Origin of the sequence: Pseudomonas sp. Irchel 3E19 (genome assembly GCF_900187585.1) — a bacterium.
GTDB lineage: Bacteria > Pseudomonadota > Gammaproteobacteria > Pseudomonadales > Pseudomonadaceae > Aquipseudomonas > Aquipseudomonas baetica.
Map to the genome: position 1 here is coordinate 1 of NZ_FYDT01000007.1, position 24942 is coordinate 24942.

Sequence of the window (24942 nt, forward strand, 5' to 3'; positions counted from 1 at the left end):
TGAGGTTCGGGGTCGCCAGGCGGGGATCCCATTGCTTCACCAAGTGACCGGCAGCGTCATGGTGTTGACGGGTGATCAGCGCGGTGGCCGGAACTTCGGCGTGCGTGCGCAGATAGGCGATTTGGCGGACTGGCAAGTCACGGCTGTCGTGCACGCGGATCGACGGCGTGCGCCAATCAAGTGCGGCACTCATGACCGGGATACCTTCGAAGCGGTCGACTCGGCCGTATCGTTGAAATCTTCACTGGTGTGATACCAGGGATGGTAAGCCTCGCGAGAAAAGTCACCTTTGGCATTGATCAGTTTTACTGGCCGGCCGATCGCGTCATAGAACTTTTGATCAAAGTAGCCGAGTTCACGCAGCGACTCATCATTGACGTAGCCATGGGTATCGGCCAAAAACGGCCGGAACTGGCGGACCGGCAAACCTTTATTGTTGTATTCGATGCGCTCGCTGATCCGCCAGCGCGGATTGGCGTGCACCTCGACATAGTGGCCGTCCTCGATGACCAGCGCGCCATCGACGACCTTGTACGCCATCCCCGGATCAACCAGCTGCTGGGTTTGCAGCGGGCGACCGAAGCCGTCGACGCAGGCTTTGACGATCTGAATCTGCGCCGCGGTAACATCGCCAGGATAGCGGTCGGCACTGAGGGACACGCTGTGCACCGGCTCGCGGTGGGCTGACTTGATGGCTTCGTGCAAAGCCTGTTCCGCCGCCGTCAACGTACTGAGTCGTGCAAGACGCAGTCGGGCACTGGCACGGATGTGGCCGCTGGGCAGCAGATAACCGGCGGCCACCCATTGTGCTGTCGCGGCAATGAGCCCCATCCAGCTGAACAAATCCTTGCGCAGGGTACTGGCGGCTTGTTGCACGGCAGCCGCCGGATCGGCGATGGCGGCATCCGGACGAAGATCCTCCGGACGCCGATATTCGCTCAGCGGTTTGAAGCCGGCAGGGATGTTGTTCTCGGTACCGTGAAAACTGGTCGCCAACGGCTGGCCCGACGGCTCGTAAATCGCCTCTTCGATGTTGTCGTTGGGGTCGGTGATGCGCAGCGGTTGCAGGGCGTGATAATCGTAGGCGATCTGCGTGGTGCAGCCATCGGGTAACTCGACGCGGGTGATGGCGAGTTGGTAGGCGTCGTATTTGGCGACGGTGACGCCGTGGCTGGTGGTTTCCTGATAGCCGACCACCTTGAAGAAACCCTCAAGCCTGGCGTACTCGGGGTGTCCGAAGCTCGCCGAGTACAGTTCGGGATCCGCACCGGGCACAGCGATTGGCCCGAACAGAAAAGCCATCGCCTTGTAACCGATCTCCACCACTGCAGCGTGAATGTTGAAATCCCCCGGCACGTTGGCGTAAGCATCCAGTGCGGTCTTGTCCAGTTGCGCCATTTCCAGGCACGCTATCAGCGCTTCGAACCCGGCCACCCCTTCAGCCAGCGGTGTGCCGTCGGTATCGAGGTAACGCTGTATGGACTGGCTCGTCAGTACTCGCTCGGTGTTCCAGTGCGGCGAATTCTGATGCGTCGTCAACTCCTCGTAGCAAACCTGCTGCGCCCCAAGTCCCGTTGGTAGCGTGCCCTTGGGCAAAACCAGCGCATTGCCACGCTGTTGGTAGGGCAAACCCAGGCGCCAGTGCTGAGGGTCCTTGTCCAGGTCGATGAACTTCGCCCGGGTTTCACTCAGATAAAACGATTGCTGCGCCGGGTCATGGGCATCGAGCCACCACTGTCGTTCGTCCGGGTCGCTGAAAGGCGGGGTGTCCTTGTCGGTCAACCGGCGGGCATAGCTCACCGTCAGGGCATGCGTGGTCAGGCCGTACAGGTTAAAGCGCAGGTTGACGTCATGCCGGCACAGCGGATCGTCCGTGAAACGGTCGTACTGATAACTGATCTTTTCCAGCACCAGCGGCAGCAAAACGGCTGCTGCGTACTGCCCCTGCGGACGGACTTCACGCACCAGATAACGCAACTCTTCCACGGCATACGGTGTGGGAGTGCCCGGCGTGTCCATGTCTGCTTCGGCGTAAGTTTCGATGCGTTTCACCGAACCGACCAGCGCCCGCGCTATCTGGTATTCACTTTCGGCGTCAGGTGGCGTTATGGGCTCGTCGACTTCGTCGGTAACGTGAAAGCGGCTGAACAGCGTGGCCTTCAAGGGGGACGCGTGGGCGTCGGCATTGAAATAATCCTCACGTGGTCGGTCCAGGGATCGCCCGGTATGAAACCAGGTACAGGCCCGTACCGGCGCGCTAAAGCCGACGTCTTCAGTGCCGGAGGCGCTCTCGCTGTCGGTTTGTTGCAAGTATCCGAAGCCGCGGAATTCGCGCTCCTTGCCGTCGTACACACCTTCGCGCCAGGTGAACCGCTGAGTCAGGCAATTACCGGTGATCTCATCCAGTTGCTGTTGTTTTTTGACCACGGCCACCGGGAATGGCAAGCGGCAGACCGGCAGACGTTTGAGCTTGAGTATCCGCTGTTTTTCATCCAGCCATTCCTGCGCCGAACTGCGGTAGACCACACTCGTGCTGCAACCCATGTTGTTGTTACTGGCGGTCAGCAGATAGGGCTTGGCCGTGACGAAATCGTAACGCCAGTGTTGCGGCTGCATATGCGTGACCGTCAGGATCAGGCTGGCACAGCCCAGCCCCTGCAGGTCGGCGAAGCTGACCTGACACAAGCGGTCATAACGTACGCCATCGGGCCATTTCACAAACCGCGGGATCTGTTCAAAACCGTTGCCGCCGCGGTTCAGATAGATCTCAAAACCATCGGACAGCAGATAGGCCAGCGCGGATGCGCCAGACCCGTCGAGGTCAGCGATGCGCACCCGTGACGAATCGAATTCATCATAGGAAAACGGCAGGTCGCTGAGCTTGAAACCTTTGCCGAACCGACCGTGGCCCAGGTTTGCCCAGCAGCGGATTTCGTTGTGGCGAATACGGCACAACTCGGGCATGTCGCTGCCGAGCAGATTGCTGAGCAGTACCAGTTCAGTACGGGAGTTACTGAACATGGGCAAGCGGTCATCTTCAGGCAGGTGGGGCACTTCTTCGGCAGCGGCGAAGCCTTCTTCGCGGCGGTTGGCATACAAGCGCACCGAGTTCGGGCCGATCATTGCCAGCGAATTCAAGCCGTCACCGCTCAAATCGCCGAGGGTCGAGAGTGTTTTGAAAAACTCCAGTGGAAAGTTTTTAAACGCGAAGAACGCAGCAAAATCATGCTGCTCCGTCAGCGCGTAGTAACCGCTGTGGCCGGGCTGGGCAATGACGAAGTCCAGATGTCCGTTACCGGTCAGGTCGGTGAGCAGTTGCTGCACCGAGTTGTTGTGATCGGCTACGGGAATTCTGTCCAGTAACGTCAAGGGCCCGTACTCAATCGCATCACCTCCTTCGCGTGCACGCAAGGGTTCGCGGTAATACCAGGCTTGCTCATATCGGCAAAGAAACCCCGGCAGCCCTTCACCGCGCAGGTCGACACACTGGTAAACCTCGCCGTCCTCGATACCGGGCTGGTTTTGCGATTGGAACAAACGGGACGGGGTCTTGTTGATCTCGAAGTCCGAATGCTCAAACTCCACCGGCGGCGTGTTTTCGACAACGCCTGAGGCATCAAACGCTTGATAGTGGGCGGCGCTAAGCTGGCTGTAGGTCCACTCCCCGGAATTTGGCGGCCGATACTCCAGCAGCAGGCGGCGTACCAGTTTTGGTTCAGCGCCCAGTTCCGTCGGGAAATAATGAAACATCAGCACCTGCTGGCACAGCCTGCGCGTGCGGATTTCAAAACCCTGGCCGTAGGTCGAGAACGGGTCGGCACGGGTGAGCCACGGTTTCAGTGTGGGGCCGTCGTACACCGGCACCTCGCTCAGCGAGGTGCTGCGCTCGCCGTAGTCGAACAACAGGTGAAAGTGCCAGTCCAGTGTGCCTGGGTCTGCTACCTTCCAGGCATACAGATCCTTGCTGGCCGTGAAGTTGCCATACAGCACTTTGTGCGGATAACGCTGGGCGCGGCAGTCATGGATCGGGTCGGGGTCCTGATCGTCGGCCTTGTACAGGTAACAGATGTGTTCGCCGTGGGCGTTCATGCTTTCGCAGAGCAGCCAGGCGCTGATGCGGCTGGGGTCATCCGGGTCTGCAAGGCGCGATGCCTTGGTTTTGCCGTAGACGTGCAGCGAACCGTCCGCGCCATGTATCAGCCAGAATCCTGCGCGAGCACCTTCGGGTTGCCAATACTCTCGCAAGGCAAAATCGCTTTCGACCCGTGGCCAGTAACGCACCACGCTGTGCGTGCCGATGTCGACGCAGTCGTAGCCGGTTTCGGTGCGCGACTTGGGCGTGCCGTCGGCCTCAAGCTCAGGCATCAAGACTTGGCCATCGTGGCCGAGCATCTCATCGAAAGGGGTGTAACGCGGCACGCCCTTGCTGGTGCGGCGGCTGATCTGACTGAGGCTGACAGCGAAGCCCAGGCCACAGACCCCGTTGCCACTCTGGCTGCTGTAGGTCAGGGACAACTGCGGATCAAAACCGCGTCCGGCGGACAGCGGAAGCGGCAGCTCGAACGACGCCATGCCGGTCGGGCCGACGCTGTCCCAGCTTTTGCCGATGGTGGCGATCGATGAGCTTTTGGCAATGCTCGGGGGGGTAATGCTCAGGTCCTGATCAGCCATGTTCTCGTCCTTGCGCACGCGGTGGGCGTGGGTAGGCTGACGCTAGCAAGAAAGGAGCAGGGCGTAACCTGTCAAACCTGACAGGTGCGAACGATCGATTTATGTGCTTTGTCGCGGCTTTTTATCGCCGCCCCGAGCACGGTGAGTCGAAAACGGGGCACAAAAAAGGCCGGCCCGTCGTGTGTGACGGGCCGGCCTTCTTTATTTACGGTTGAAGCGCTTACTGCACTTCCACCGCCAGGCTTTCGGCAATCTTCTGCTGCCAGATCGCAGGGCCGGTGATGTGGACCGACTCACCGTTGCTGTCCACCGCGACGGTGACCGGCATGTCCTTGACCTCGAACTCGTAGATCGCTTCCATGCCCAGCTCGGCGAACGCCAGCACCTTGGACTTCTTGATCGCTTGCGCCACCAGATAAGCGGCGCCGCCGACAGCCATCAGGTACACGGCTTTGTTGTCCTTGATCGCTTCGATTGCGGTCGGGCCGCGCTCGGACTTGCCGATCATGCCCAACAGGCCGGTCTGCTCAAGGATCTGACGGGTGAACTTGTCCATCCGCGTCGCCGTGGTCGGGCCTGCCGGGCCCACCACTTCGTCGCCAACCGGATCAACCGGGCCAACGTAATAGATGAAACGACCTTTCAGATCCACCGGCAGGGTTTCACCTTTGTTGAGCATCTCGACCATGCGTTTGTGCGCGGCGTCGCGACCGGTGAGCATCTTGCCGTTGAGCAGCACGGTTTCGCCCGGCTTCCAGCTCTGCACGTCTTCCGGGGTCAGGGTGTCGAGGTTGACGCGACGGGCCGACGGGCCGGCTTCCCAGACGATTTCCGGGTAGGCGTCCAGCGGTGGCGCTTCCAGCGAGGCCGGGCCGGAACCGTCGAGCACGAAGTGCGCGTGACGGGTGGCGGCGCAGTTCGGGATCATGCACACCGGCAGCGAAGCCGCGTGGGTCGGGTAATCCATGATCTTCACGTCGAGCACGGTGGTCAGGCCACCGAGGCCCTGGGCACCGATGCCCAACTGGTTGACCTTCTCGAACAGCTCCAGACGCATTTCTTCGATGCGATTCTGCGGGCCACGGGCTTTCAGCTCGTGAATGTCGATGGATTCCATCAACACTTCCTTGGCCATGACCGCGGCTTTCTCGGCGGTGCCGCCGATGCCGATGCCCAGCATGCCCGGTGGGCACCAGCCGGCGCCCATGGTCGGAACGGTCTTCAGTACCCAGTCGACGATCGAGTCGGACGGGTTGAGCATGGCCATTTTCGACTTGTTCTCGGAACCGCCGCCCTTGGCCGCCACGTCCACTTCCACGGTGTTGCCCGGGACGATGGAGTAGTGGATGACCGCCGGAGTGTTGTCCTTGGTGTTTTTACGAGCGCCCGCCGGGTCGGCGAGGATCGAGGCACGCAGGACGTTTTCCGGCAGGTTGTAGGCGCGACGCACGCCTTCGTTGATCATGTCGTCCAGGCCCATGGTGGCGCCATCCCAACGTACGTCCATACCCACACGCACGAACACGGTGACGATGCCGGTGTCCTGGCAGATCGGGCGGTGGCCGGTGGCGCACATGCGCGAGTTGATCAGGATCTGCGCGATCGAATCACGGGCCGCTGGCGATTCTTCGCGCAGGTAGGCTTCGTGCATCGCCTGGATGAAATCCACCGGGTGGTAATAGGAAATGAACTGCAGGGCGTCGGCAACGCTCTGAATCAGGTCGTCTTGCTTGATCACGGTCATGAGTCGCGCTCCTCTAAAAGACGGGAACATTCAATAAGGTGCTTGCAGCTTGGGTGCATCGGTCGGTTGCAAGCACCTTTCAAGGCACGCCGGGGTTGCTGGCGCGACGCTAAAAAGGCGCGGCAGTATACCGCGCATCCAAGGGGCATACACGCGCCGGCAGTCATTCGTTGGTCGCATGTCTTTCGCATAATCCTGCAGGAGCTGCCGCAGGCTGGTTTTAACAACAAGATCAAAAGTTCGTCCGATCGCGGCCCGAGCCCGCGGCAGCTCCTACCGGGAATATGTGGGTTTTTGACGTCAATTTTCGAGCCCGAAAATCGGTGGTCATTTATCGACTACGCCTCTAAAGTGGCAGCCGGTCTGTAGAGTAGGACACTCGGTCAGCCTCTTATCGCACGGTGAGTCAACGATTGACCCATAACGCCATTCAACGTCTTTTGCTTAAACGCTTTGCCCTCGCTGCGGCCACCTATGGATTGGCTTTGCTGCTGCTGTGGCTGGCGTTTTTTACCGGGCATTACGACCAGACCTTGAACGCTGTGGCCATCGGCAGCGCGCTGGTGGTGATCTGTCAGGCGACCCTGTTCGGCCTGTTCTGGTCCGGGCGCAACCAGCGTTTTGCCGACCCCAGCCTGACCGAAGTGCAAGTGTTGCTCGGGCTCGGCTGGCAAACCTGGCTGATCGCGCACCTGGACGAGGCGCGCGGCGAGTTTCTGGTGTTTTACGTATTGATTCTGCTGTTCGGCCTGTTTCATCTGAGCCGACGGGCGTTCATCCGCTGTGCGCTGCTGGTGTTCTTCAGTTTTTGCGCGATCACCCTGTGGGACGGTTACCACTTGCGCTTGGCCGATCCTGCGCTTGCGGCCTTGCAGGTGTGCATTCTGGCGATGGTGCTGGCGTGGCTGGTGATTTACGCACGCTTCGTCCAGGTTTCCCGGCAACGCATGCGCCAGCGCCGGTTCGCCTTGCAGGCGCATCAGGACACCTTGCGCGGGATGATGCGCCAGCTCGAAGACCTGGTCGCCACCGACGAACTGACCGGGCTGTTCAACCGCCGGCATTTCCTGCGTCTGGCCTCACGGGAACTGGAGGCGATGGATGTGGGCGTGGTGCACGGTCTGGCGCTGATCGATCTCGATCACTTCAAACGCATCAATGACTTGCACGGTCACGCGGCCGGCGATCAGGTATTGCAGGCCTTCGCCGGGGTTGCTCAGGCCTGCCTGCGCGACGGCGACGTGTTGGCGCGCTATGGTGGTGAGGAATTTGTCGTGCTGCTGCCCGATTGCGACGCCGAGCGCCTGACCGCCTGCTGCGAACGGCTGCGCATCGCCTTTACCGACGTTGAACTGGTGGGTTTGAATGTGCGTAATCTCAGTCTGTCGGTCGGCATGACCCTGCTGGAACTGGCCGACGATCTGGACGAGGCCCTGCAACGCGCCGATCAGGCGCTCTATCGGGCCAAGCGTGACGGGCGCAATCGCTGTGCGGCGGCATGGGAGAACGTCGATGCCTGAACTTCGCGTCGGTGAACGGCAATGGTCGGTGGCGGCGGGTAGCAATCTGCTCGATGCGCTGAATCAGAACGGTGTCGCAGTGCCCTATAGCTGCCGCGCCGGCAGTTGCCATGCGTGTCTGGTGCAGTGCGTGCAAGGTTTGCCTGCGGACAATCGCCCGGACGCCTTGAGCGCCGAGCAACGTCAGCAGGGCTGGCGGCTGGCGTGCCAGTGTCAGGTGACCGAAGATTTGCAGGTGCACACCTTCGACCCGTTCGAGGATGGTCGCCCGGCGGTGGTCGAGGCGCTGGACTGGCTCAGCGCCAATGTCCTGCGCCTGCGCCTGACCCCGCAACGGCCCCTGCGCTACAGCGCCGGCCAGCATCTGGTGTTGTGGATCAAGCACATCGCGCGGCCGTATTCGCTGGCCAGCCTGCCGCAAGAAGACCGATTTCTTGAATTCCACCTCGATTGCCGTCAGCCCGGCGAATTCAGCGATGCTGCCCGGCGCTTGCAGATTGGCGATCCGATCCGCCTCGGCGAACTGCGCGGTGGTGCCTTGCACTACGATGCTGACTGGCACACCCGACCGCTCTGGCTGCTGGCCGCCGGCACCGGTTTAGGCCCGCTGTTCGGTGTGTTGCGCGAAGCCTTGCGCCAGGATCACCAGGGCGCCATTCGCGTCATTCACCAAGCCCATGACGCCAGCGAACACTATCTGGCCAAACCCCTTGCCGCACTGGCCGCCCAGCGTGAAAACCTCAGTGTCGAGCTGTGGACGGCGGCCGAGTCAGCCGCCGCTTTGGCGCAACTGCGCCTTGTTTCAAGGCAAACCCTGGCCTTAGTCTGCGGCTCACCCGCCAGTGTCGACGCCTTCGCCCGACGCCTGTATCTGGCTGGATTACCGCGCAATCAACTGCTGGCGGATGTGTTTCTGTCCCGTGGTTAAGCGCTGAATTCATGGGTACGAGGTGAGGGGAACTTTCCCGGCCCGCACTGTCGAGAGTTGTCATGACTGAAGCCATCCTGCTGGAACGCGAACGCGGTTTACTGACCCTGCGCCTTAACCGCCCGGACAAGAAAAACGCCCTGACCCGCGCCATGTACAGCTGCCTCGCCGAGGCGTTGAAACAGGCCGACAGCGACCCCGAAATCAACGCCGTGCTGATCACCGGCAGCAGCGAATGCTTTACCGCCGGCAACGACATCGCCGACTTCATCCAGCAACCGCCGAGCGACCTCGACAGCCCGGTGTTCCACTTCATGCTCAATCTGCTTGAGTGCCGCAAACCGGTGATCGCTGCCGTGGCCGGTGCGGCGGTGGGCATCGGCACCACGTTGTTGCTGCATTGCGATCTGGTCTACGTGGCGCGTGATGCGCGGTTGCGCATGCCGTTCGTCAACCTTGGATTGTGTCCGGAGTTCGGCTCCAGCCTGATCCTGCCGCGCTTGCTCGGCCACGCCAAAGCCGCAGAACTGTTGCTGCTCGGTGAAGGCTTCAGCGGCGAACAAGCCGCTGACTGGGGTATCGCGACCGAGGCGCTGGGCAGCGGCGAAGCGGCATTGGCCAAGGCGCGGGAGATGGCGCTGCGTTTCGAGCAATTGCCGCCGGAAGCGGTGCGCATCAGCAAACAACTGATGAAAGCGCCGGACCGCGAACAGATTCGCAAAGTGATCGAAGAGGAGGGCGTGTTGTTCACCCAAAGGCTGCGCTCGCCGGAAGCCCTGGCGGCGTTGACCGGGTTTATCAAACGGCATTGAGCCTTCGGGTGGTCGGGCTGTCCTCACCGCGAGTCGCATTGTGCTGTCTGCCAGAGTGCTGGAGGACAGCAGATTTCTACTCGGCGAAATAACGAAGCACAGAGCCTGCTACATCTCCTGATGGGGTGGAATAGCCGAAGGCGACTATCTTGCCATCGCCCTGCAACATCACTCCGCGGGAGTTGAAGGAACCAGAGCCTACCGGCGTGGCCACCCACCCGGCGCCATTGGCGAACGTGGGATCGATGTGACCGTTACTCTGAAAGCGAGCTAAGACCAACACTAGTGCTGATGCTGGTTTCATACCACCCACCACGACGATTTTGCCGTCGGACTGCTGCCTGGCGCCTGACCAATGGGTATCGTTGTTACCCAGCCGGGTCAGTAAAGGTTTTGCCTGGTTGAACTGAATATTGAACTTGCCGTCTCGTTCCAGACTTATCAACAGACCCGAATATGAGCGATCAGCGACCCGACCGCAGCCCAGCATTCGCTTGTTCCCTTGCAGGGTCAGGTCTACCAGTCGTGAATATTGGCCCGTCCCGTTACTGATGACGAATCCCCTGTCACCGAATGCAGGATCAGGATAGCCCTCGCGTGTATAACGAACGAACAGCGCTGCCGATGAAGTGCCCGTCGTCAGCAATCCGCAAGCCACAGCGTTGCCATCCTCATCCATCAGCCCACTGAGCAAGTTGACCGCTGCGGATTGATGATCAGGGTGTTCCACTTTCACATGGCCCCGATGATTGAAAGACAGATCGAGGGTTCCATCGCTCTTGAGCATGAACAAGTAAGCACCGCCCGCGTTACCTCGTTCTTGATAGGTATGAGCAACCACGATCCGGCCGTCTGCCTGAGCGGTGGCGATACTCTGTCCGCTGTGCTGTTGACTGGGTGCACTGGCAGCGACGTTGTCATTCGTCGCAGCTGGATTGCCGATGATGAGCTGCCCTTGCTCGGCATAACTCGTGTCCGGTGAACCGTCGGGATGCAAACGGGCAAAGGCAAGGGAGGTGAGTGTTTCTCCGATCAACAGAATTTTTCCCTGAGACAGGAAGGCAACGGACAATCCCTTTGATTCAGACAGGTTGCCAAACTTGCCCAACGTGATGCCCCGGGTTCCAAAATCGGGGTTCAGGTTTCCATCGGGCGTTAAGCAGCCGATGAGCCAGGATCGGTCAGATACGCCGTTACGTGCCTGTCCGGTGAAATAGATGGCCTGGCTTGCAGGGTCGATCCGCCCACCAAGAATCAGCGTTTCCGAATAGCCTTCCAGTTGGAGCGTAAAAATACCCGCCTTGGCAAATCCTGTATCCAGCGATCCTGCATTGTTGACGAGACTATTCATGCCTGCACCTTTGGAAACCATTTGTCTGGTCCCCGATTGGATGCCGATACGCATGCGATATCTACTGTCAGACCTGACAGTTGACACACAGCCAGTGAAAGGTATTACGGTCGCTCGACCCGACAAGACCTTTAGTGGACCAGACAGTAAAAAGCCCTGCCTCTCACAAGGCAGGGCTTTTGTTGTTTTGCGACGGCTTATGCAAGCTCAGGTGCTGTGGCGCAACAGCGCGTTTTTACCTTGGCGAAGCGATCCTGCTGCAGCGCGAATGCGGTTCGCTGACCCTGCGCCTGAATCGCCTCGACAGGAAACTGCCCGAGTGGAGGTTAAGCGTGAAGGCGGAAAATCACAGCCTTGCCATTCGTGGAACCGCACAGGAGGATTTTTCCATCGTTCTGTAGCGCTATACCGTCGGCTAGATCATTGCCGCCACTCAAATCTATCTCCACTCTGCCCTTGCCATTATTGAATGTCGGATCTGGTGTTGCGTCGACGTACCGCTCGACAATGATGTCGTGCTGTTGAGGGTTTTTCTCCACCGAGCCGACCACAACAATCCTTCCATTTGTCTGGATGGCACAGGCGGACCAGTATGAATTCTTGTTTTTCTCAAAGGTAATCAACAGCAGTTTGCCTAAATTGAACTGAATGTTGGGCTCGCCATTGTCTTCGATACTGTACATTAGCCCTTGAGTGGGGGCTTTAAAAGTCCAGCCAGCTACAAGCGTTCGTTGATTTGGCTGCATTGCCATGCGCTCGAATATTATCCCCCCGGTTTCCGTTGGCGCATGGACAGTGACCAAACCGTCGGTGCCAAATGTCTTGACCCGGGTTCCATCGGTATGCAAACGAACAAACAGGCCCACGTCGGGCTTTTCTCCCCACGCTCGACCACAACACAGATACGTGCCATCTGGCTGAACACTGAGACTGTTGATTGATGTACGGGCGTACGACGGATCGTGATGAGCGATCTGGACATATCCGATCTTATTGAATGTCGTATCCAGAACGCCATTAGACGTGAGCTGCAGAATCACGGCCAATATCCGGTTGCCCGAGCGGCCAGTCGCAAACGCCAGAATTTTTCCATCGGGCAGGAGCTGTGCGCCAAGCGCTGCTGCGTCGCTATTCTCCGTTGCCAGCGGATTAACGGCAGGTGAGGACGCAGTCAGATTGTATTCAATCAATGCGTAGCCTTTCGTCGCGAAAGTCTCATCCAGTGATCCATCGCTATTGAAACGAGCGAAGCAGCATATCGGATGGTCAGACGTTGTTGCCCCGTAAGTGATTATTTTGCCGTCGGGTTGAATCAGCAATGCGAACGGCCCCCAGGCGATTTGATCAGGGAACCCCCCCTTGATCACCCCATTATCCCCGAACGTGACATCCCTGGATCCGTCTGCGTGCAAGCGTCCCAGTACGTATTGCGGGGGATATGATTGGGTATAGCCTGAAAAATAGATGCGAAAGTCTGGCCCGCTACCGACTGTCGTGATGTTGGTTAACTTGGCCCCACCGGCAATGTCGATTATCGCGACACCCTTGTTCGCGAATGTGAGGTCGTATGGAACTTCATCTGTCAGGTCTTGATTTGCCATCTTCCATGCTCCAGCGCTAGAGGAAAAACCAGCCTCGATTAGAGTGCGCGGGGAGGGCGCGGTCTACTGTCAACTCTGACAGTAGCCCCATCGGTTTTTTTATGCTGGTGATCCGGGCAGAACTAGCGGAAGCCAGACAGTAAAGAGCCCTGCCTCTCACAAGGCAGGGCTTTTGTTGTTTTGCGACGGCTTATGCAAGCTCAGGTGTTATAGCGCAACAGCGCGCTTTTACTCTGGGACAAACGGGCGCAGACAACAATCTTGCCGTCATCCTGCAAGGTGTTGCCGACAGCGTACTCCGTGCCACTTTCCACGTGGGTGCGGGTCCAGCCCTGGCCATTATTGAAGTCGGGATCGAGGATGGCGTTGGTAAATCGCGCGACAACGATGTCGGTCTGACCATTTAGTGGACCCACGGCGCCAGTCACGATGATCTTCCCGTCTTTTTGAATGGCTACCCCCCGCCAGACGGTGATCGCATTCGGCTCCAGTCGGGTATAAAGCGGTTTGCCGCCGTTGAAGTCTTTGTTTTCGCTGCCATCACTTTTAAGGCTGATCATTACGCCGGCATCGTCGCCGGTAAAGCCCACGCCGAGAATTTTCTGGTTGGGCAGGTTAACAATAATGTCAATCAGATTTGCGTTCGTGTCGTCGGCTACAGATGCGATTCCATCAACACCAAACGAGGGATCCCGGTCTCCGTTAGTGTTATAGCGCGCGAACATGGCCGGACTCGGTACAGACATTTCCGTAATCAAATTACCGCAGCACAGGTACTTGCCGTCCTCCTGAACCAAGAGGTTTCTCAATACCGTGCCGGTGAACTGGTCATCAGGATGAAAGACCATGAAGTAGCCAATCTGATTGAGGCTCAGATCGAGCGTTCCGTCCTCATTCAGCCTCATAATCAGGCCTTGTAGCGTTCCCCAGTTAAAAAAATAATTGATGTGCGCCAGGATCTTTCCGTCCGACAACACTTGCATGCCTGATCGGGCGCTGGCGCTGGCGCTGGCGCTGGCACTGCTCGCCTGCGTCGTGGCCGTGGGGGATGTTGCTGCAGGTGGCGAGAGGACAATATCGAATACGGCGTTGCCCTGACCAGCGAATGTCCGATCGGGCAAACCCTTGGTATCGAAGCGCGAAAAGGCAGCTGCGTCCTGTGCTGCAGAACCGGCAACCGTGCAAAACACCAGTATTTTGTCGGCCGGCCCGAACGTGATTGCGTTGACCCGTAACAGCGAGAAGTCGCCATACGCTCCTTTTGCGAAACCGTCATTGCCAAAACGGGTATCGAGTGTGCCGTCTAAATGGAAACGACCGAGGATTAGCGTCGGGCGCTCGTGGATATCGCTGATACCCGCGACGTAGATCTGCTGATCCGGGCCGATGCCGACGCAGTCGATGCTGAAATTCGGATAGCCGGGGACACTGATGCGTTTGACACCCTCGATACCGAATGTCGGGTCGAGCTGTCCCGCCCCCGTCTTGTTTTGAATTGTCATCGTTCACGCTCCAGCACTAAAGGAAAAACCAGCCTCGATTAGAGTGCGCGGGGAGGGAGCCGTCGACTGTCAACTCTGACAGTCGACGCATCGGTTTTTTTATGCTGTGGACCCAGAGCAAGCACATTGCAGTGCCTGCAAAACAAAAAGCCCCGCCATTTACATGGCGGGGCTTTTGTTTTTCAGCGAGCGGTCACTCAGACCCACACAAACCCTGTGGGGGCGGGCTTGCCCGCGAAGAGGCCGGAACTCAGACCTGCGGGTCGCCCACGTGCAGGATCTTCATGCCGTTGGTGCCGCCGGTGGTGTGGTAGCTGTCGCCCTTGGTCAGGATGACCCAGTCGCCTTTTTCCACAACGCCGCGTTTGACCAGCTCGTCGATCGCCTTCTGGCTGACTTCGTGCGGTTCCAGCGAAGCCGGGTCGAACGGAATGGTGTACACGCCACGGAACATCGCTGCGCGCGCCTGGGTCTCGCGATGTGGCGAGTAGGCGTAGATCGGCACCGAAGAACGGATGCGCGACATGATCAGCGGGGTGTAGCCACTTTCGGTCAGGGCGATGATCGCCTTGACGCCCGGGAAGTGGTTGGCGGTGTACATGGTCGCCAGCGCGATGCTTTCGTCGCAGCGGGTGAACTCCTTGCCGATACGGTGGCTGGAAGTCTTGCCGGTCGGGTGCTTTTCAGCGCCGACGCAGATACGCGCCATCGCTTGCACGGCTTCCAGCGGATACAGGCCAGCGGCGGATTCGGCCGACAACATCACGGCGTCGGTGTAGTCGAGCACGGCGTTGGCCACGTCGGACACTTCGGCACGGGTCGGCATCGGGTTCTGGATCATCGACTCCATCATCTGGGTCGCAACGATCACAGCCTTGTTGTGGCGGCGTGCGTGCAGAATGATTTTCTTCTGAATGCCTACCAGTTCGGCGTCGCCGATTTCCACACCCAAGTCACCACGGGCAACCATCACCGCGTCGGACGCCTTGATCAGGCCGTCGAGGGTTTCGTCGTCGGCCACGGCTTCGGCGCGTTCGATCTTCGCCACCAGCCAGGCAGTGCCGCCGGCCTCGTCGCGCAGTTGACGGGCGTATTCCATGTCGGCAGCGTCACGCGGGAAGGACACCGCGAGGTAGTCGACTTCCATTTCGGCGGCAAGCTTGATGTCGGCCTTGTCTTTTTCAGTCAGGGCCGGCGCAGTCAGACCGCCACCGCGACGGTTGATGCCTTTGTGGTCGGACAGCGGGCCGCCGATGGTCACGGTGCAATGCAGTTCGGTGGCAGTGGCGGTATCAACGCGCATGACCACGCGGCCGTCGTCGAGCAGCAGCTCGTCGCCCACGCCGCAGTCCTTGACCAGATCCGGGTAGTCGATGCCGACCACTTGCTGGTTGCCTTCGGTCAACGGATGGCTGGTAGAGAAGGTGAACGTGTCACCGATCTTCAGCTCGATCTTTTTGTTGGCGAATTTGGCGATACGGATTTTCGGGCCTTGCAGGTCACCGAGCAGGGCGACGAAGCGGCCATGCTTGGCAGCGAGGTCACGCACCAGCTTCGCGCGAGCCTTGTGCTCGTCGGGGGTGCCGTGGGAGAAGTTCAGACGGGCGACGTCCAGACCAGCCAGAATCAGCTGTTCGAGAACTTCCGGCGAGTTACTGGCCGGGCCAAGGGTAGCGACGATTTTGGTACGACGGACGGACATGCAAAGACTCCTGAGTTCAAGCGCAGGCAGAGGCTACTATGCTCTTGGGGTGTAGTCATTGTTCGAATGCACTACTTATCGTTTTCTTTATTGAACGTGGCAACTTTGGGACAAACGCGCCTGAAGATTTCCGACGATGGGTCGATACAGAGCTCAAGACAGGAGAACCCCCATGCGATTGTTGCCCATTGCCGCCCTTGCCCTCAGCGTCGCCGCCGTCACGGGCTGCACCCGTTGGTCGATGAACCATCATTTGAACAACGCCTACAGCGCCTATGACCGCGGCAATTGCGAGCAGGTGATGCTCGAGCTGTCCAAGGTCGAACGTGCCAGCCGGGCGCGCCCGTATGTGTGGCCGGAAGTGTCGATGATGCGCGGCCAGTGCCTTGAGCGGCAGAAGATGTTTGTCGATGCAGCGCAGACCTATCAGTTCATCATCGCTTCGTACCCCAATAGCGAGTATGCCTACCGTGCCCGTGCACGCCTGGAAACCCTGCAGAGCCTGGGCCATTACCCGACCCGCAGCGCTGCCGCCGTCGTGCGTCCAACGCGCTTTTGATGGCAGTTGTCATACAAAATCTGGCCGGTTGTACAACCTGAGCTATAGTCGAATGAATCGGGTTTAGAGCCGAGTCTCTAATGTGCCCGTGCAACACCTGCGACTGGCAGTTGTAAGGTGACGGCGATGTCGCGATCGTCACACCGGAAGCGGGGAGAGCGAGCCTGCGCACAGGTTCGTTCCGAAGCAAAGGTGCGGCTCTGTGAGGGGCCTTGCATGGCGAACTGCGCATGTTTACCGACCGCCGGATCGAGCGGCATCAACTGCCGTATTTCCTTAGAGTGTTCAATAGCGTCACCGACAAACCCATTGGCTTTCTGGGCAACGTGTCCGCCGACGGCTTGATGCTGATCAGCCCGTTGCCGATGATGATCGGCGTGGAGTTTCATCTGCGCCTGAAAATCCCCAGTGGCGACGGATGCCTGCAAGTGATCGATCTCATCGCGTGCTGCCTGTGGTGCCACGAAGACGCCACCCCGCTGCATTATGACGCCGGTTTCGGCCTGCAACGGCCACCGCCGGAATACGGGCAATTGGTCGATGCGTTGCGCCAGTACTTCAGTTTTCAGCCGTTGCCGGCCTCGGCCTGAGTGCTGCGGCGCCTTCACGATCGGCATCGCGGGCAAGCCAGCTCCCACGGGGTTTTAGTCGGTCACGGATGTTGTGTCCGCTCGCAGAACCTGTGGGAGCGGGCTTGCCCGCGATGGCGTCAGTTCAGGCGCAGCAGGGTTAACGATCAGGTCACGGCAATCGCGCGCTCGTTATCCAGCGTCTTCTCCGCCAGCAACAACCCCATCTCACTGAGCTGATAAATCGCCATCGCCAGATGCCGCGGCTGGTCTTCCAGGCTGTCTGCCAGATCCAGCAGCAGGATGTTCACCGACGAAAAGGTTTCGTAGGTCTGGATGGCCACCGCTTCGCGGTTCATGTCGGGTGCGACCATGAACATCTGCATGCCGCGGTCTACGGAATTGCGCGAGGGCGGGGCTTCGGGTTTGAGGTAATGGTCGAGGGCCTTTTCGGCGGCCTCGTGGAGTTTTTTTGAATTTGCGGATTCGTAGGGGGAAACCGAGTCGCCGGTTTTTGGGGGATTTGGGGTGTCTTTGATCATGTACATGTCCTCGTAAGTAGTGCCGCCACTTTCTCGCGACTAAACGAGGGGGTGGCGGCTGAACGCAGGTTAGTCGACCGGGAAAGACATGCAAAAAACCGGCGCGCCCTAGGGCGCCCTGCGAACAGCCACCATCGAGTACGGGGATAGGGAATACCCGATTGGATGACGCTTACGCACTTGCATGTAATTCCCGGGCGACTAAACCCGACCACTGATTGGCAGCGGCACGGATAAAGTTACGGGGCATCGGCAAAGTGCACAAGCCAGCGGATTCTGAGGGATCTGTAGGCAAAGGCGCAAGGCGTTGTAGCCTCGATAACCCGGCCTTGAAAGGTTGTGCAATACACCCTTTTCCTACACTACCGTTCGTCGGGACTGTCAGATCTTACAGGTGCGCAAAAAAGCTTCCCGGTTCTAGATTGCCGAGCACGGAATGTCGGCAGATCAGGACCTGGGAGCGCGCAATCATGGCAGAGCATTCGGATGACGATAAGGCACCCTTGATGCCGCAGGAAGGGGATGAGGGCGTTCTGAAGCTGGAGATCATGCAGTTTCATGAGCCCAACAGGGGGCGCATCTTCCCGCTGGGTGGGGAGTTCGTGGGGCCGACGGTATCGATTCCTATCAGTATGTACAAATGGCATTTCAAACATGGCGATGATAGCTATAACGAGATTGAGCGAAACGCCACATCCAACCCTGTCAGATATCAAGCACCAGTGAATCTAAGACATGGCCAACATGAAATTCACCATTGCTATAAAGCTTTAAGTTTGAATTTATGGACTCCCTGGTACAGGACCGGGGAATTTTTTGTAATCAAGCCTCCTGAACATGGGTATGGAAATCTCATACATTCGCTAATACGTCTTCCGCTTCTTGATGGGACAGGTCATCCAGGCGCTACTGTCAGGCTCTATAAAGAGGACCGAGTCACTCCGGTAAGTGCCGAAGGCGAGGTTTCCACTACCGGTAAATGGCAGTTATCCGTCATCTCGCCCGGATTGCAACAGGGGTTGAATACACTGGTAGTGAAGGAAGCAATGCCCGGCTGGCTCGGCGAAGTCTTTTCGAGGGCGATAAAGATTAAGTATTATTTGACGCCCACGATTACCAAACCAGGAGTAAACCAAATTGTTCCTGGCAGAGGGATAGACTTTGAGGGTAATTGTACGCCTGGAATGTTGATTGCCGTAGTTGATGGTAACGATCAGAACTTTGCTTACACCGAAGGCAAGTTTTTTGATACCACCCATTGGAAGCTGACACTTAAATCGGACATGGATTTACCGTCGGGTCCTCGAACCGTTCAAACCATGTTCCGTCTGCCTGACCTCACATACGGCTTAGGGCCAAAAATAACGTTCATAGTAAAAAACCTGTCTGACCCACCCCGCGTACCTGACATCAACTCTCCAGATATTCTGAGTATTCAGAATCAGAAATTCCCAGCATGGGGTTTTGGTGGAGTTGCGGGTGCCAAGGTCAAGTGTTTTTTAGACGGTGAAAATATTCCAAGAGGGGAGACAACTGCCAGAGACAATTTCTGGCAGGCAGATATCGAACTGCCTCCGGGCACTCGCTCACTTGTGGTTGAGCAAACGCTGAACGGCATGGCCTCCGGTCGGAGTATCCCGCGCGCCTTCAGAATCCGTCCCCCGAAGGTGGAGACGGCAACATTCGACACTCCTACTGACAACAAAGTGGTGAGTTTTTCCGGGTTGGGGTACACGGGGGCGTCGGTGGAGATCCGGATTACCAGCGGGCCCGCTGGAGCCTCACCACCGCGTATTGTTGAAGTGGTAGGTGGTGAATGGAAAACAACAGCCCCCAACTGGCCCTATGGTACGTACAAGCTCGAGGTGATCCAAAAGGTCCCCGACAACGCGAGCCGCTGGATCGAGTCGGAGCCCTTGCCCTTGACAGTCGACCACGTTCTGCCGGATGTCAGCGCGGTAGAGGTCATTGCCGACTATCAGCCGATCTTCAGCGGCGAGGGCTACACAGGCGCCACCGTGAAGCTGTTTAACGCTGACGGAGTGACCCCCATTGCGCCCGAAGTCAAGGTGTACGAGGGCAAGTGGAAGACGACGGCAACAGAAGTGTGGGGGCCGACGCTCAATCGCAAGGTGTATATCAAGCAGTACCTGAATGGACAATCCTCGGCCAAATGGATCGATGTACCGGTCACCATTGCTCCACGGGCGCCCGAGGTGACTGAGGTGCTTGAAGATGGCCTTTCACCGATACTCAGCGGTATTTGCTGGCGGGGCGCGGAGGTGACGCTTGTGTACAACGTGGACGGGATATTTCACAAGCCGCCCAATAACAATGGTCGCTGGGATTTCAAACGTACTCTGCCCTTTGAGCCGGGTCTGACTCACAGATTCACCGTGATCCAGCACTATGCAGGGCAGACATCGTCGCCGGCATCCGGAACGTTCGTGGTCTATCGCCCAATGGTTCAACCGCGCATCACCTATCCAGGCCCAAACGCCAAGGTGGGGCGCGATGTGACTGTCAGTGGCGATGGCGGTATGAAGGGCGCCACGATGCAATTGCGCAACGTCCGGTCCGGCCGGGACCTGGGGCCCCCCGTCGTGCTGATCACGGACGGTGCATGGTCGATCAAGGTGGTTGGGCTGGTGTTTGATCTCCATACCATTGATGCCCAGCAGACACTTGACGGGCGGGTGTCTGTACGCAGTCAACCGGTTGCTTTTGATGTGGTGCTGTTGCCGCCGGAAATAACCGTTCCTGAGCAAAACGACACGCGTGAACGGACTTCGCTGGTCAGGGGCACCGGCATCCCTTTTGGCAAAGTGGAGCTATGGCTGGCGGGCATGACCTCACCTTGGCACACCAATATTGACGTGCGCGCAAACGGTGATTGGGAAATGCACGTGTCGCTACCGGTGGGTAACAAAACCCTCTGGGCCCGGCAAACGTTCGTTCTTGACGGCAAAACCTATGAATCCCAAAACACTGAACCTGTGACCTATGCGGTCGTCCCGGCGGCGCCCTTCATCGAATCACCCGCCGCAGATGAACACGTGGGACGGCGGATGGTGGTGTCGGGCTTCGGTGTGGTCGGGGACACGGTCATGGCCACGCTCGGTGCTGCCATGGGAAGCGATGAAGTGAAGCCGGATCGCACCTGGTCAATAACGCTGGACGCTGACCAGATCGGTGGCGTTCGTGATCTGGTCGTGGTGAGCACATGCAGTGATTTCGAATCGGCACCGGCTAAACAAACGGTCGTTCAGGGTACGTACTTGCCAACGCTCAGCAGGCCGGAGGCGGGACGCAGGGTCGCTAACCCGGTGCAGTTTGCAGGGCAGGGACGGGCGGGTATCGGCGAGGTGCGCAGCTGGTATGACCCGGACCTGAAATGGGTGTCGCAGGTCATTGTCACTGATGGCGCATGGCACGCCACCGCCACGCAGTCCTTGCCTGGCAACGGCTGCTGGTGCTGGTTCAAGCAAACCCTCACGGACGATGCCAATGGCGAAACGGTTTCCGATTGGGTGCTCAGCAATCGCTTCGAGGTCGACCTGACGGGCGAGAAAAAAACCTGACCCGGTAACTCCGACGAACGGTCGAAAAAACTGTCATTTATGACAGGTTACGCCCGCCGTTATCAGGCGCAAAGTTTGTTCGTATGCCTATGCAGCTACCCGGTCACATCCGCTGGCCAATACCCGCTATCGCCTCAAAGGAACCTGATCATGGCTGATTCGCCCCGTCCCTCCGTGGAATTGTTCGATGAGTTGTTTGAAACAAAACGACTCGTCCAGGACGCTGGCCTGAACCAGCTTCGAAGCTATCTCGCGCAGGACGGTTCGATTTTTCCTCTGGTGGAGAAGGGCGTACAGGGGCTGGTGAGGGAGTTCCAGTTGAATGCCGATGACGCCCGGCAGTTCCTGCACCGCGCCAACAGCATGGCGACGTACGTGCGGCGTCAGTTTATCGAACAGACCTTGAGGGGCGGCAATCGCGCGCAACCACAACCCAAGAGCGGATTGTTGGCGATAGTCGACGGCCCGAAGTACGAGACAGTATTCCCCACCGCGTTCGACGCGATGTGCCCACCCGGAGCCCTGGAGTCGTACTGGTCGCCCGCCGCCTATCTGATTGATTTGCTGCGCTGGATTCGCGACAACATCGACTCAACCGGTCTGCAAAAAGACATCTACCGCCTCCATCAGCGTCGTCAAGACCTGAAGCCCATGCGCGTTGACTTGAACGCGGTGTATCAGTTGTTGTCCTCGGTGGACATCACCGTCTCGGTACTGGAGACGTTCATCAAGGCGCAAAAGCAGGACGGATCCATTGAGGACGCTCTGTACACAGCGCGTTACCCCAACGGCCTGCCTTACTATCAGCACTGGGTCACACTAGACGGTGTTGCCCGTGCCAATGGTTTGTCGGTGGGTGATTTTGCCCGCACGGTTGAGCTGTCTTATCCCTGGTTTGTGCAATCAGAGAGCTGGACCGACCGTGCCGAGCGAGCTCTGGCGCATGCCTCGCGATTGGGGCCTTACCAGCGCCAACTGCTGACGGAAGCCGGCCCGGACCCCGTAGGGCAAGTGAAGTTTTACCAGGATAACTATGGCACCGGGGATGACTGGAAGAAACTCAAGCAGGTTCCCATCTTCGGTGCGCAGACCAAACTCGACACGCGGGGGATCGAACGCTTTTTGTCGATTCGCGACTTCGCACCGGAGCGTTCGCTCAATGTCTCTTACGCCACTGCAGCCCCCAATGAGCCAGAAAGCGGGCGTTCCGGTTCGGTATACCTTAATCAGAATACCCACCCCGCCGTGCATATCCGGGTAAGCGAGGACGTTCCTGCGGCCGTGCATAGCCTCGTAAGCGAGGATCCCCCTGCGACCGTGTATGAGTTGAGTGCCCAGCCCGATGATGTTCCAGGGCTTGATCGTTACGACCGGATGAACCGCATGGTGCGTCTGTGTAACTGGCTGGAGCTGTCCAGTGATTCAGTGGATGCGTTGCTGGTGGCCGCGATCAGGGCTGAGGTACGAGGCGGAGCAACGCCGGGCCAGTGGTGGATATCGAAGAACACCGTGCACGCCCTGGGGCTGTATCGCACCTTGCACGAGCGCTACAACTGCACGGACGCCGATTTCGCAGTGTTTCTTGATGAATTGGGCGTTTACGGCCACGGCGAGGCGCTCTCACAATTTGATCAGGTGTTCAACAACCAGGGGGCGTATCGCGAGCCCTTCAAACTGGATGACGCACCCTTTGCGGTGACGCCTGCGCCGGGCGAGGCCAATCTGACGATCAATCAACTGTGCTTCGGTTTGGGCATCGACCCGCAGACGTACCAGTACCTGGCGCTGACGGTGGCCAAAGCGCACTGCCTGACTGACACGCTAAAGCGCAGCGCGCCGATCATCTCCAGTTTTTATCGATTGGTGAAGCTGCCCAGGTTGCTGAACATGACCCCGGTCGAGGGGGTGTTGGTGCTGACATTAGTGGGGGGCGAGAAGTGGGTCAATGGTCTGGCGGGTCCACCCAAAATCAACGCCTCTGCGCACGACACCCCGGATGCGCTGAACCTGATCGATGCCATGCAGGCTTTTGCGCAATGGTGTGAGCAAGCGCGGTTACCGGTGCTGTGGGTGTTGCAACATGTGGCCCAAGCGCAGCCGGCGGGCGATGCGACCGAGCAGGATCTGCAGTTTTTCGATCAGATTCACAACTTGCTGCCCATGGCGCTGTTTTCCAATGCCAATCTGTTGATGGCGGGCGTGCCATCGGCAGGTCCCGCCAGTTGGATAGACTTCCTGGCAAGCTCGGCCGATGGCCTGGATCCGGTCATCGACGCCAACGGTCTGGTGCTGGCTCCGGCCGGGACGCCAGAGCAGTATTTGATCTTTGCCCGCGCCAAACTCGCACGGGCGCTCGACGATGCTCTGGGCAAAATCGACGAGACGGTGCGCGCTGCTCTGGTCGAAACCATGCTCAGTGTGCTTTTGCAGGCCCGCGATGCGCAGGTTTCTCTGGTCAGGGAAACGCTGTCCGTCTACGCCGGGGTTGCAGTGGATCAGGCAATCCTCGTGCTGAACTGGGCCAACTCGACGGTGTATCAGCTGTTGCAGCAGGTCAATCAACGACCCGATCTCAGTCCGGATGTATCAAGACGTGCGAGCAACGAACCTATCGATCCGTTGCTCACTCTGCTGGCCGATGTGCGTCGACGCGCTGATGTAGTCGAGACGCAGGACCTGAGTACCGTACTGCTGCAGGACTATCTCGAATATGGTCATCGGGCCTGGATCGGTCAGGCCGACAAACACGCGTTGTCGGTGCGCACGCTTTATTACCTGAGCGTGCTGACCCGGGCGTTCAGCATGAGTCAGTTGCCTGCACAGAAACTCCTGACCTATCTGCGCCGGGTGAATCATCTGCCCGCTGACGCTGACTTGAGTGTCGATGCCGCACGGCTGGCGGAACAGGCTGCCGCGATCATGCTGGCGGAGTTTTTTGGCTGGAGCGCGCAGGAAGTGCGCGAGTGTGTCAGCCACATCCTTCCAGAAGGTCTCAAGGTACTGAAGAATCTCAGCCAACTGGATCTGTTGATGCGCGTGCGTGCGTTGTCGGCCAACAGCGGCATGGAAGCGCAGACCATTATAAAAGTCGGTACGTTGTCTGAAGAAGTGGACCTGTCGGCCTATGCCGAAGCCGCCGAACTCGCTCTGCTCAGCGAGACCCGCTCGCGGGCTCCGGTTGCCCAGTTGCCGGCTGACCTGAGCCAGCTTGTGACGATAACGTGCGTCCCGGATAACACCGATGTCATCGCAGGAAAGCCGGGTGAGAAGGTCACCTTCACGGTAACGGTCAAGGATGCCGCAGGCGAGCCCTTGAGCGATGTCACAGTGTATTGGCAAACCACGCTTGGCCACATCGAAACAAAGAAAACCCAGGTAGATGGAACACTCAAGGCCGAGTATTTCCCGGGCAAGGTCACGGGCACCGATACGCCACGATACTGGCTGGATATGTTTGAGCCGAAGACTGCTCAATCAATCAACATCAATGCCGACAACCGCAATCTACTGTTCCCGCTCGCTTTTATGTCTAAAGTGCCTCTGGACTCTGTGCCAACAGGGCATGAGGTTGAGCTGTATGCCCGGTTAATGGACCGCTATGGCAACGTGGGGCGCGACAATCTTGTGACATGGGCGTCCGTGAGCACCAAGACGGTTGACGACCCGGACGCCGTGGATGGGCCAGCGATTCGACCCGCTAACGGTTTCACCGATCAGGATGGGCTTACACGGGTGTTTGTCTCCAGCGCCGTCACAGGAACATTCATTTTCAGCGTGCTCAGCCAAAGCAGTGAACAAGCGGTTGATTTCCCCCCTATTACATTTGAAGCAGCCGCTAACAGGCTGTGATCTTTAGCGCC

General features: G+C 58.5%; 15 protein-coding genes. 7 read left to right on the forward strand and 8 right to left on the reverse strand.

The window, feature by feature from the left end; translation table 11 throughout:
- The 3 genes from CKW18_RS06365 to CKW18_RS06375 form a co-directional block, all read right to left on the reverse strand.
- The coding region (locus tag CKW18_RS06365) for a hypothetical protein (protein ID WP_141233083.1) at positions 1-193 on the reverse strand (193 nt) is incomplete at its 3' end.
- Positions 190-4671: a SpvB/TcaC N-terminal domain-containing protein gene (locus tag CKW18_RS06370; RefSeq protein WP_095187980.1), complete on the reverse strand. Its 4482-nt coding sequence runs from the start codon at positions 4669-4671 to the stop codon at positions 190-192. The genes CKW18_RS06365 and CKW18_RS06370, both read right to left, overlap by 4 nt.
- A 220-nt stretch (positions 4672-4891) precedes the next feature.
- Positions 4892-6415 carry a fumarate hydratase gene (locus CKW18_RS06375; RefSeq protein ID WP_095187981.1) on the reverse strand — a complete coding sequence of 508 codons (1524 nt, stop codon included), beginning with the start codon at positions 6413-6415 and terminating at the stop codon, positions 4892-4894.
- Positions 6416-6828: 413 nt separating this feature from the next.
- Here CKW18_RS06375 and CKW18_RS06380 point away from each other — a divergent pair, with 413 nt between their 5' ends.
- From CKW18_RS06380 to CKW18_RS06390, 3 genes are all read left to right on the forward strand, one after another.
- Positions 6829-7935: a diguanylate cyclase gene (locus CKW18_RS06380; RefSeq protein ID WP_095187982.1), complete on the forward strand. Its 1107-nt coding sequence runs from the start codon at positions 6829-6831 to the stop codon at positions 7933-7935.
- Positions 7928-8863, forward strand: a complete 936-nt coding sequence (locus tag CKW18_RS06385) for an iron-sulfur-binding ferredoxin reductase (RefSeq protein WP_095187983.1) — start codon at positions 7928-7930, stop codon at positions 8861-8863. The genes CKW18_RS06380 and CKW18_RS06385 overlap by 8 nt, the downstream gene beginning before the upstream one ends.
- Before the next feature lie 62 nt (positions 8864-8925).
- On the forward strand, positions 8926-9675 hold the full coding sequence (locus CKW18_RS06390; protein WP_095187984.1) for an enoyl-CoA hydratase-related protein: 750 nt from the start codon (positions 8926-8928) through the stop codon (positions 9673-9675).
- 76 nt (positions 9676-9751) lie between these two features.
- Here CKW18_RS06390 and CKW18_RS06395 read toward each other — a convergent pair whose 3' ends face one another.
- The 4 genes from CKW18_RS06395 to pyk all read right to left on the reverse strand — a co-directional run bounded on the left by CKW18_RS06395 (position 9752) and on the right by pyk (position 15831).
- Positions 9752-11026, reverse strand: a complete 1275-nt coding sequence (locus CKW18_RS06395; RefSeq protein ID WP_170947224.1) for a hypothetical protein — start codon at positions 11024-11026, stop codon at positions 9752-9754.
- Positions 11027-11352: 326 nt separating this feature from the next.
- The gene (locus tag CKW18_RS06400; RefSeq protein ID WP_095187986.1) at positions 11353-12627 is read right to left on the reverse strand and encodes a hypothetical protein; all 1275 of its coding nucleotides are present in this window, start codon (positions 12625-12627) and stop codon (positions 11353-11355) included.
- Positions 12628-12827: 200 nt separating this feature from the next.
- Positions 12828-14129 carry a hypothetical protein gene (locus CKW18_RS06405; protein ID WP_095187987.1) on the reverse strand — a complete coding sequence of 434 codons (1302 nt, stop codon included), beginning with the start codon at positions 14127-14129 and terminating at the stop codon, positions 12828-12830.
- Positions 14130-14379: 250 nt separating this feature from the next.
- Positions 14380-15831 (reverse strand): pyruvate kinase, encoded by a 1452-nt coding sequence (gene pyk, locus CKW18_RS06410; RefSeq protein ID WP_095187988.1) that lies wholly within the window; start codon positions 15829-15831, stop codon positions 14380-14382.
- 172 nt (positions 15832-16003) lie between these two features.
- On the opposite strand from pyk, the gene CKW18_RS06415 reads away from it, so the two are divergent.
- Together CKW18_RS06415 and CKW18_RS06420 are read left to right on the forward strand one after the other, a co-directional pair.
- On the forward strand, positions 16004-16390 hold the full coding sequence (locus CKW18_RS06415; RefSeq protein ID WP_095187989.1) for a tol-pal system YbgF family protein: 387 nt from the start codon (positions 16004-16006) through the stop codon (positions 16388-16390).
- A gap of 230 nt (positions 16391-16620) precedes the next feature.
- Positions 16621-16980: a PilZ domain-containing protein gene (locus tag CKW18_RS06420; protein WP_095187990.1), complete on the forward strand. Its 360-nt coding sequence runs from the start codon at positions 16621-16623 to the stop codon at positions 16978-16980.
- 146 nt (positions 16981-17126) lie between these two features.
- On the opposite strand, the gene CKW18_RS06425 is transcribed toward CKW18_RS06420, so the two are convergent.
- Complete coding sequence (locus tag CKW18_RS06425; protein ID WP_095187991.1) at positions 17127-17501, reverse strand: DUF6124 family protein; 375 nt, start codon at positions 17499-17501, stop codon at positions 17127-17129.
- A 470-nt stretch (positions 17502-17971) separates the two neighbouring features.
- On the opposite strand from CKW18_RS06425, the gene CKW18_RS30925 reads away from it, so the two are divergent.
- Both CKW18_RS30925 and CKW18_RS06435 read left to right on the forward strand, forming a co-directional pair.
- Positions 17972-21082, forward strand: a complete 3111-nt coding sequence (locus tag CKW18_RS30925) for a hypothetical protein (RefSeq protein WP_256586902.1) — start codon at positions 17972-17974, stop codon at positions 21080-21082.
- A 150-nt stretch (positions 21083-21232) separates the two neighbouring features.
- On the forward strand, positions 21233-24931 hold the full coding sequence (locus CKW18_RS06435) for a Tc toxin subunit A (protein WP_095187992.1): 3699 nt from the start codon (positions 21233-21235) through the stop codon (positions 24929-24931).
- Positions 24932-24942: the final 11 nt, after the last annotated feature.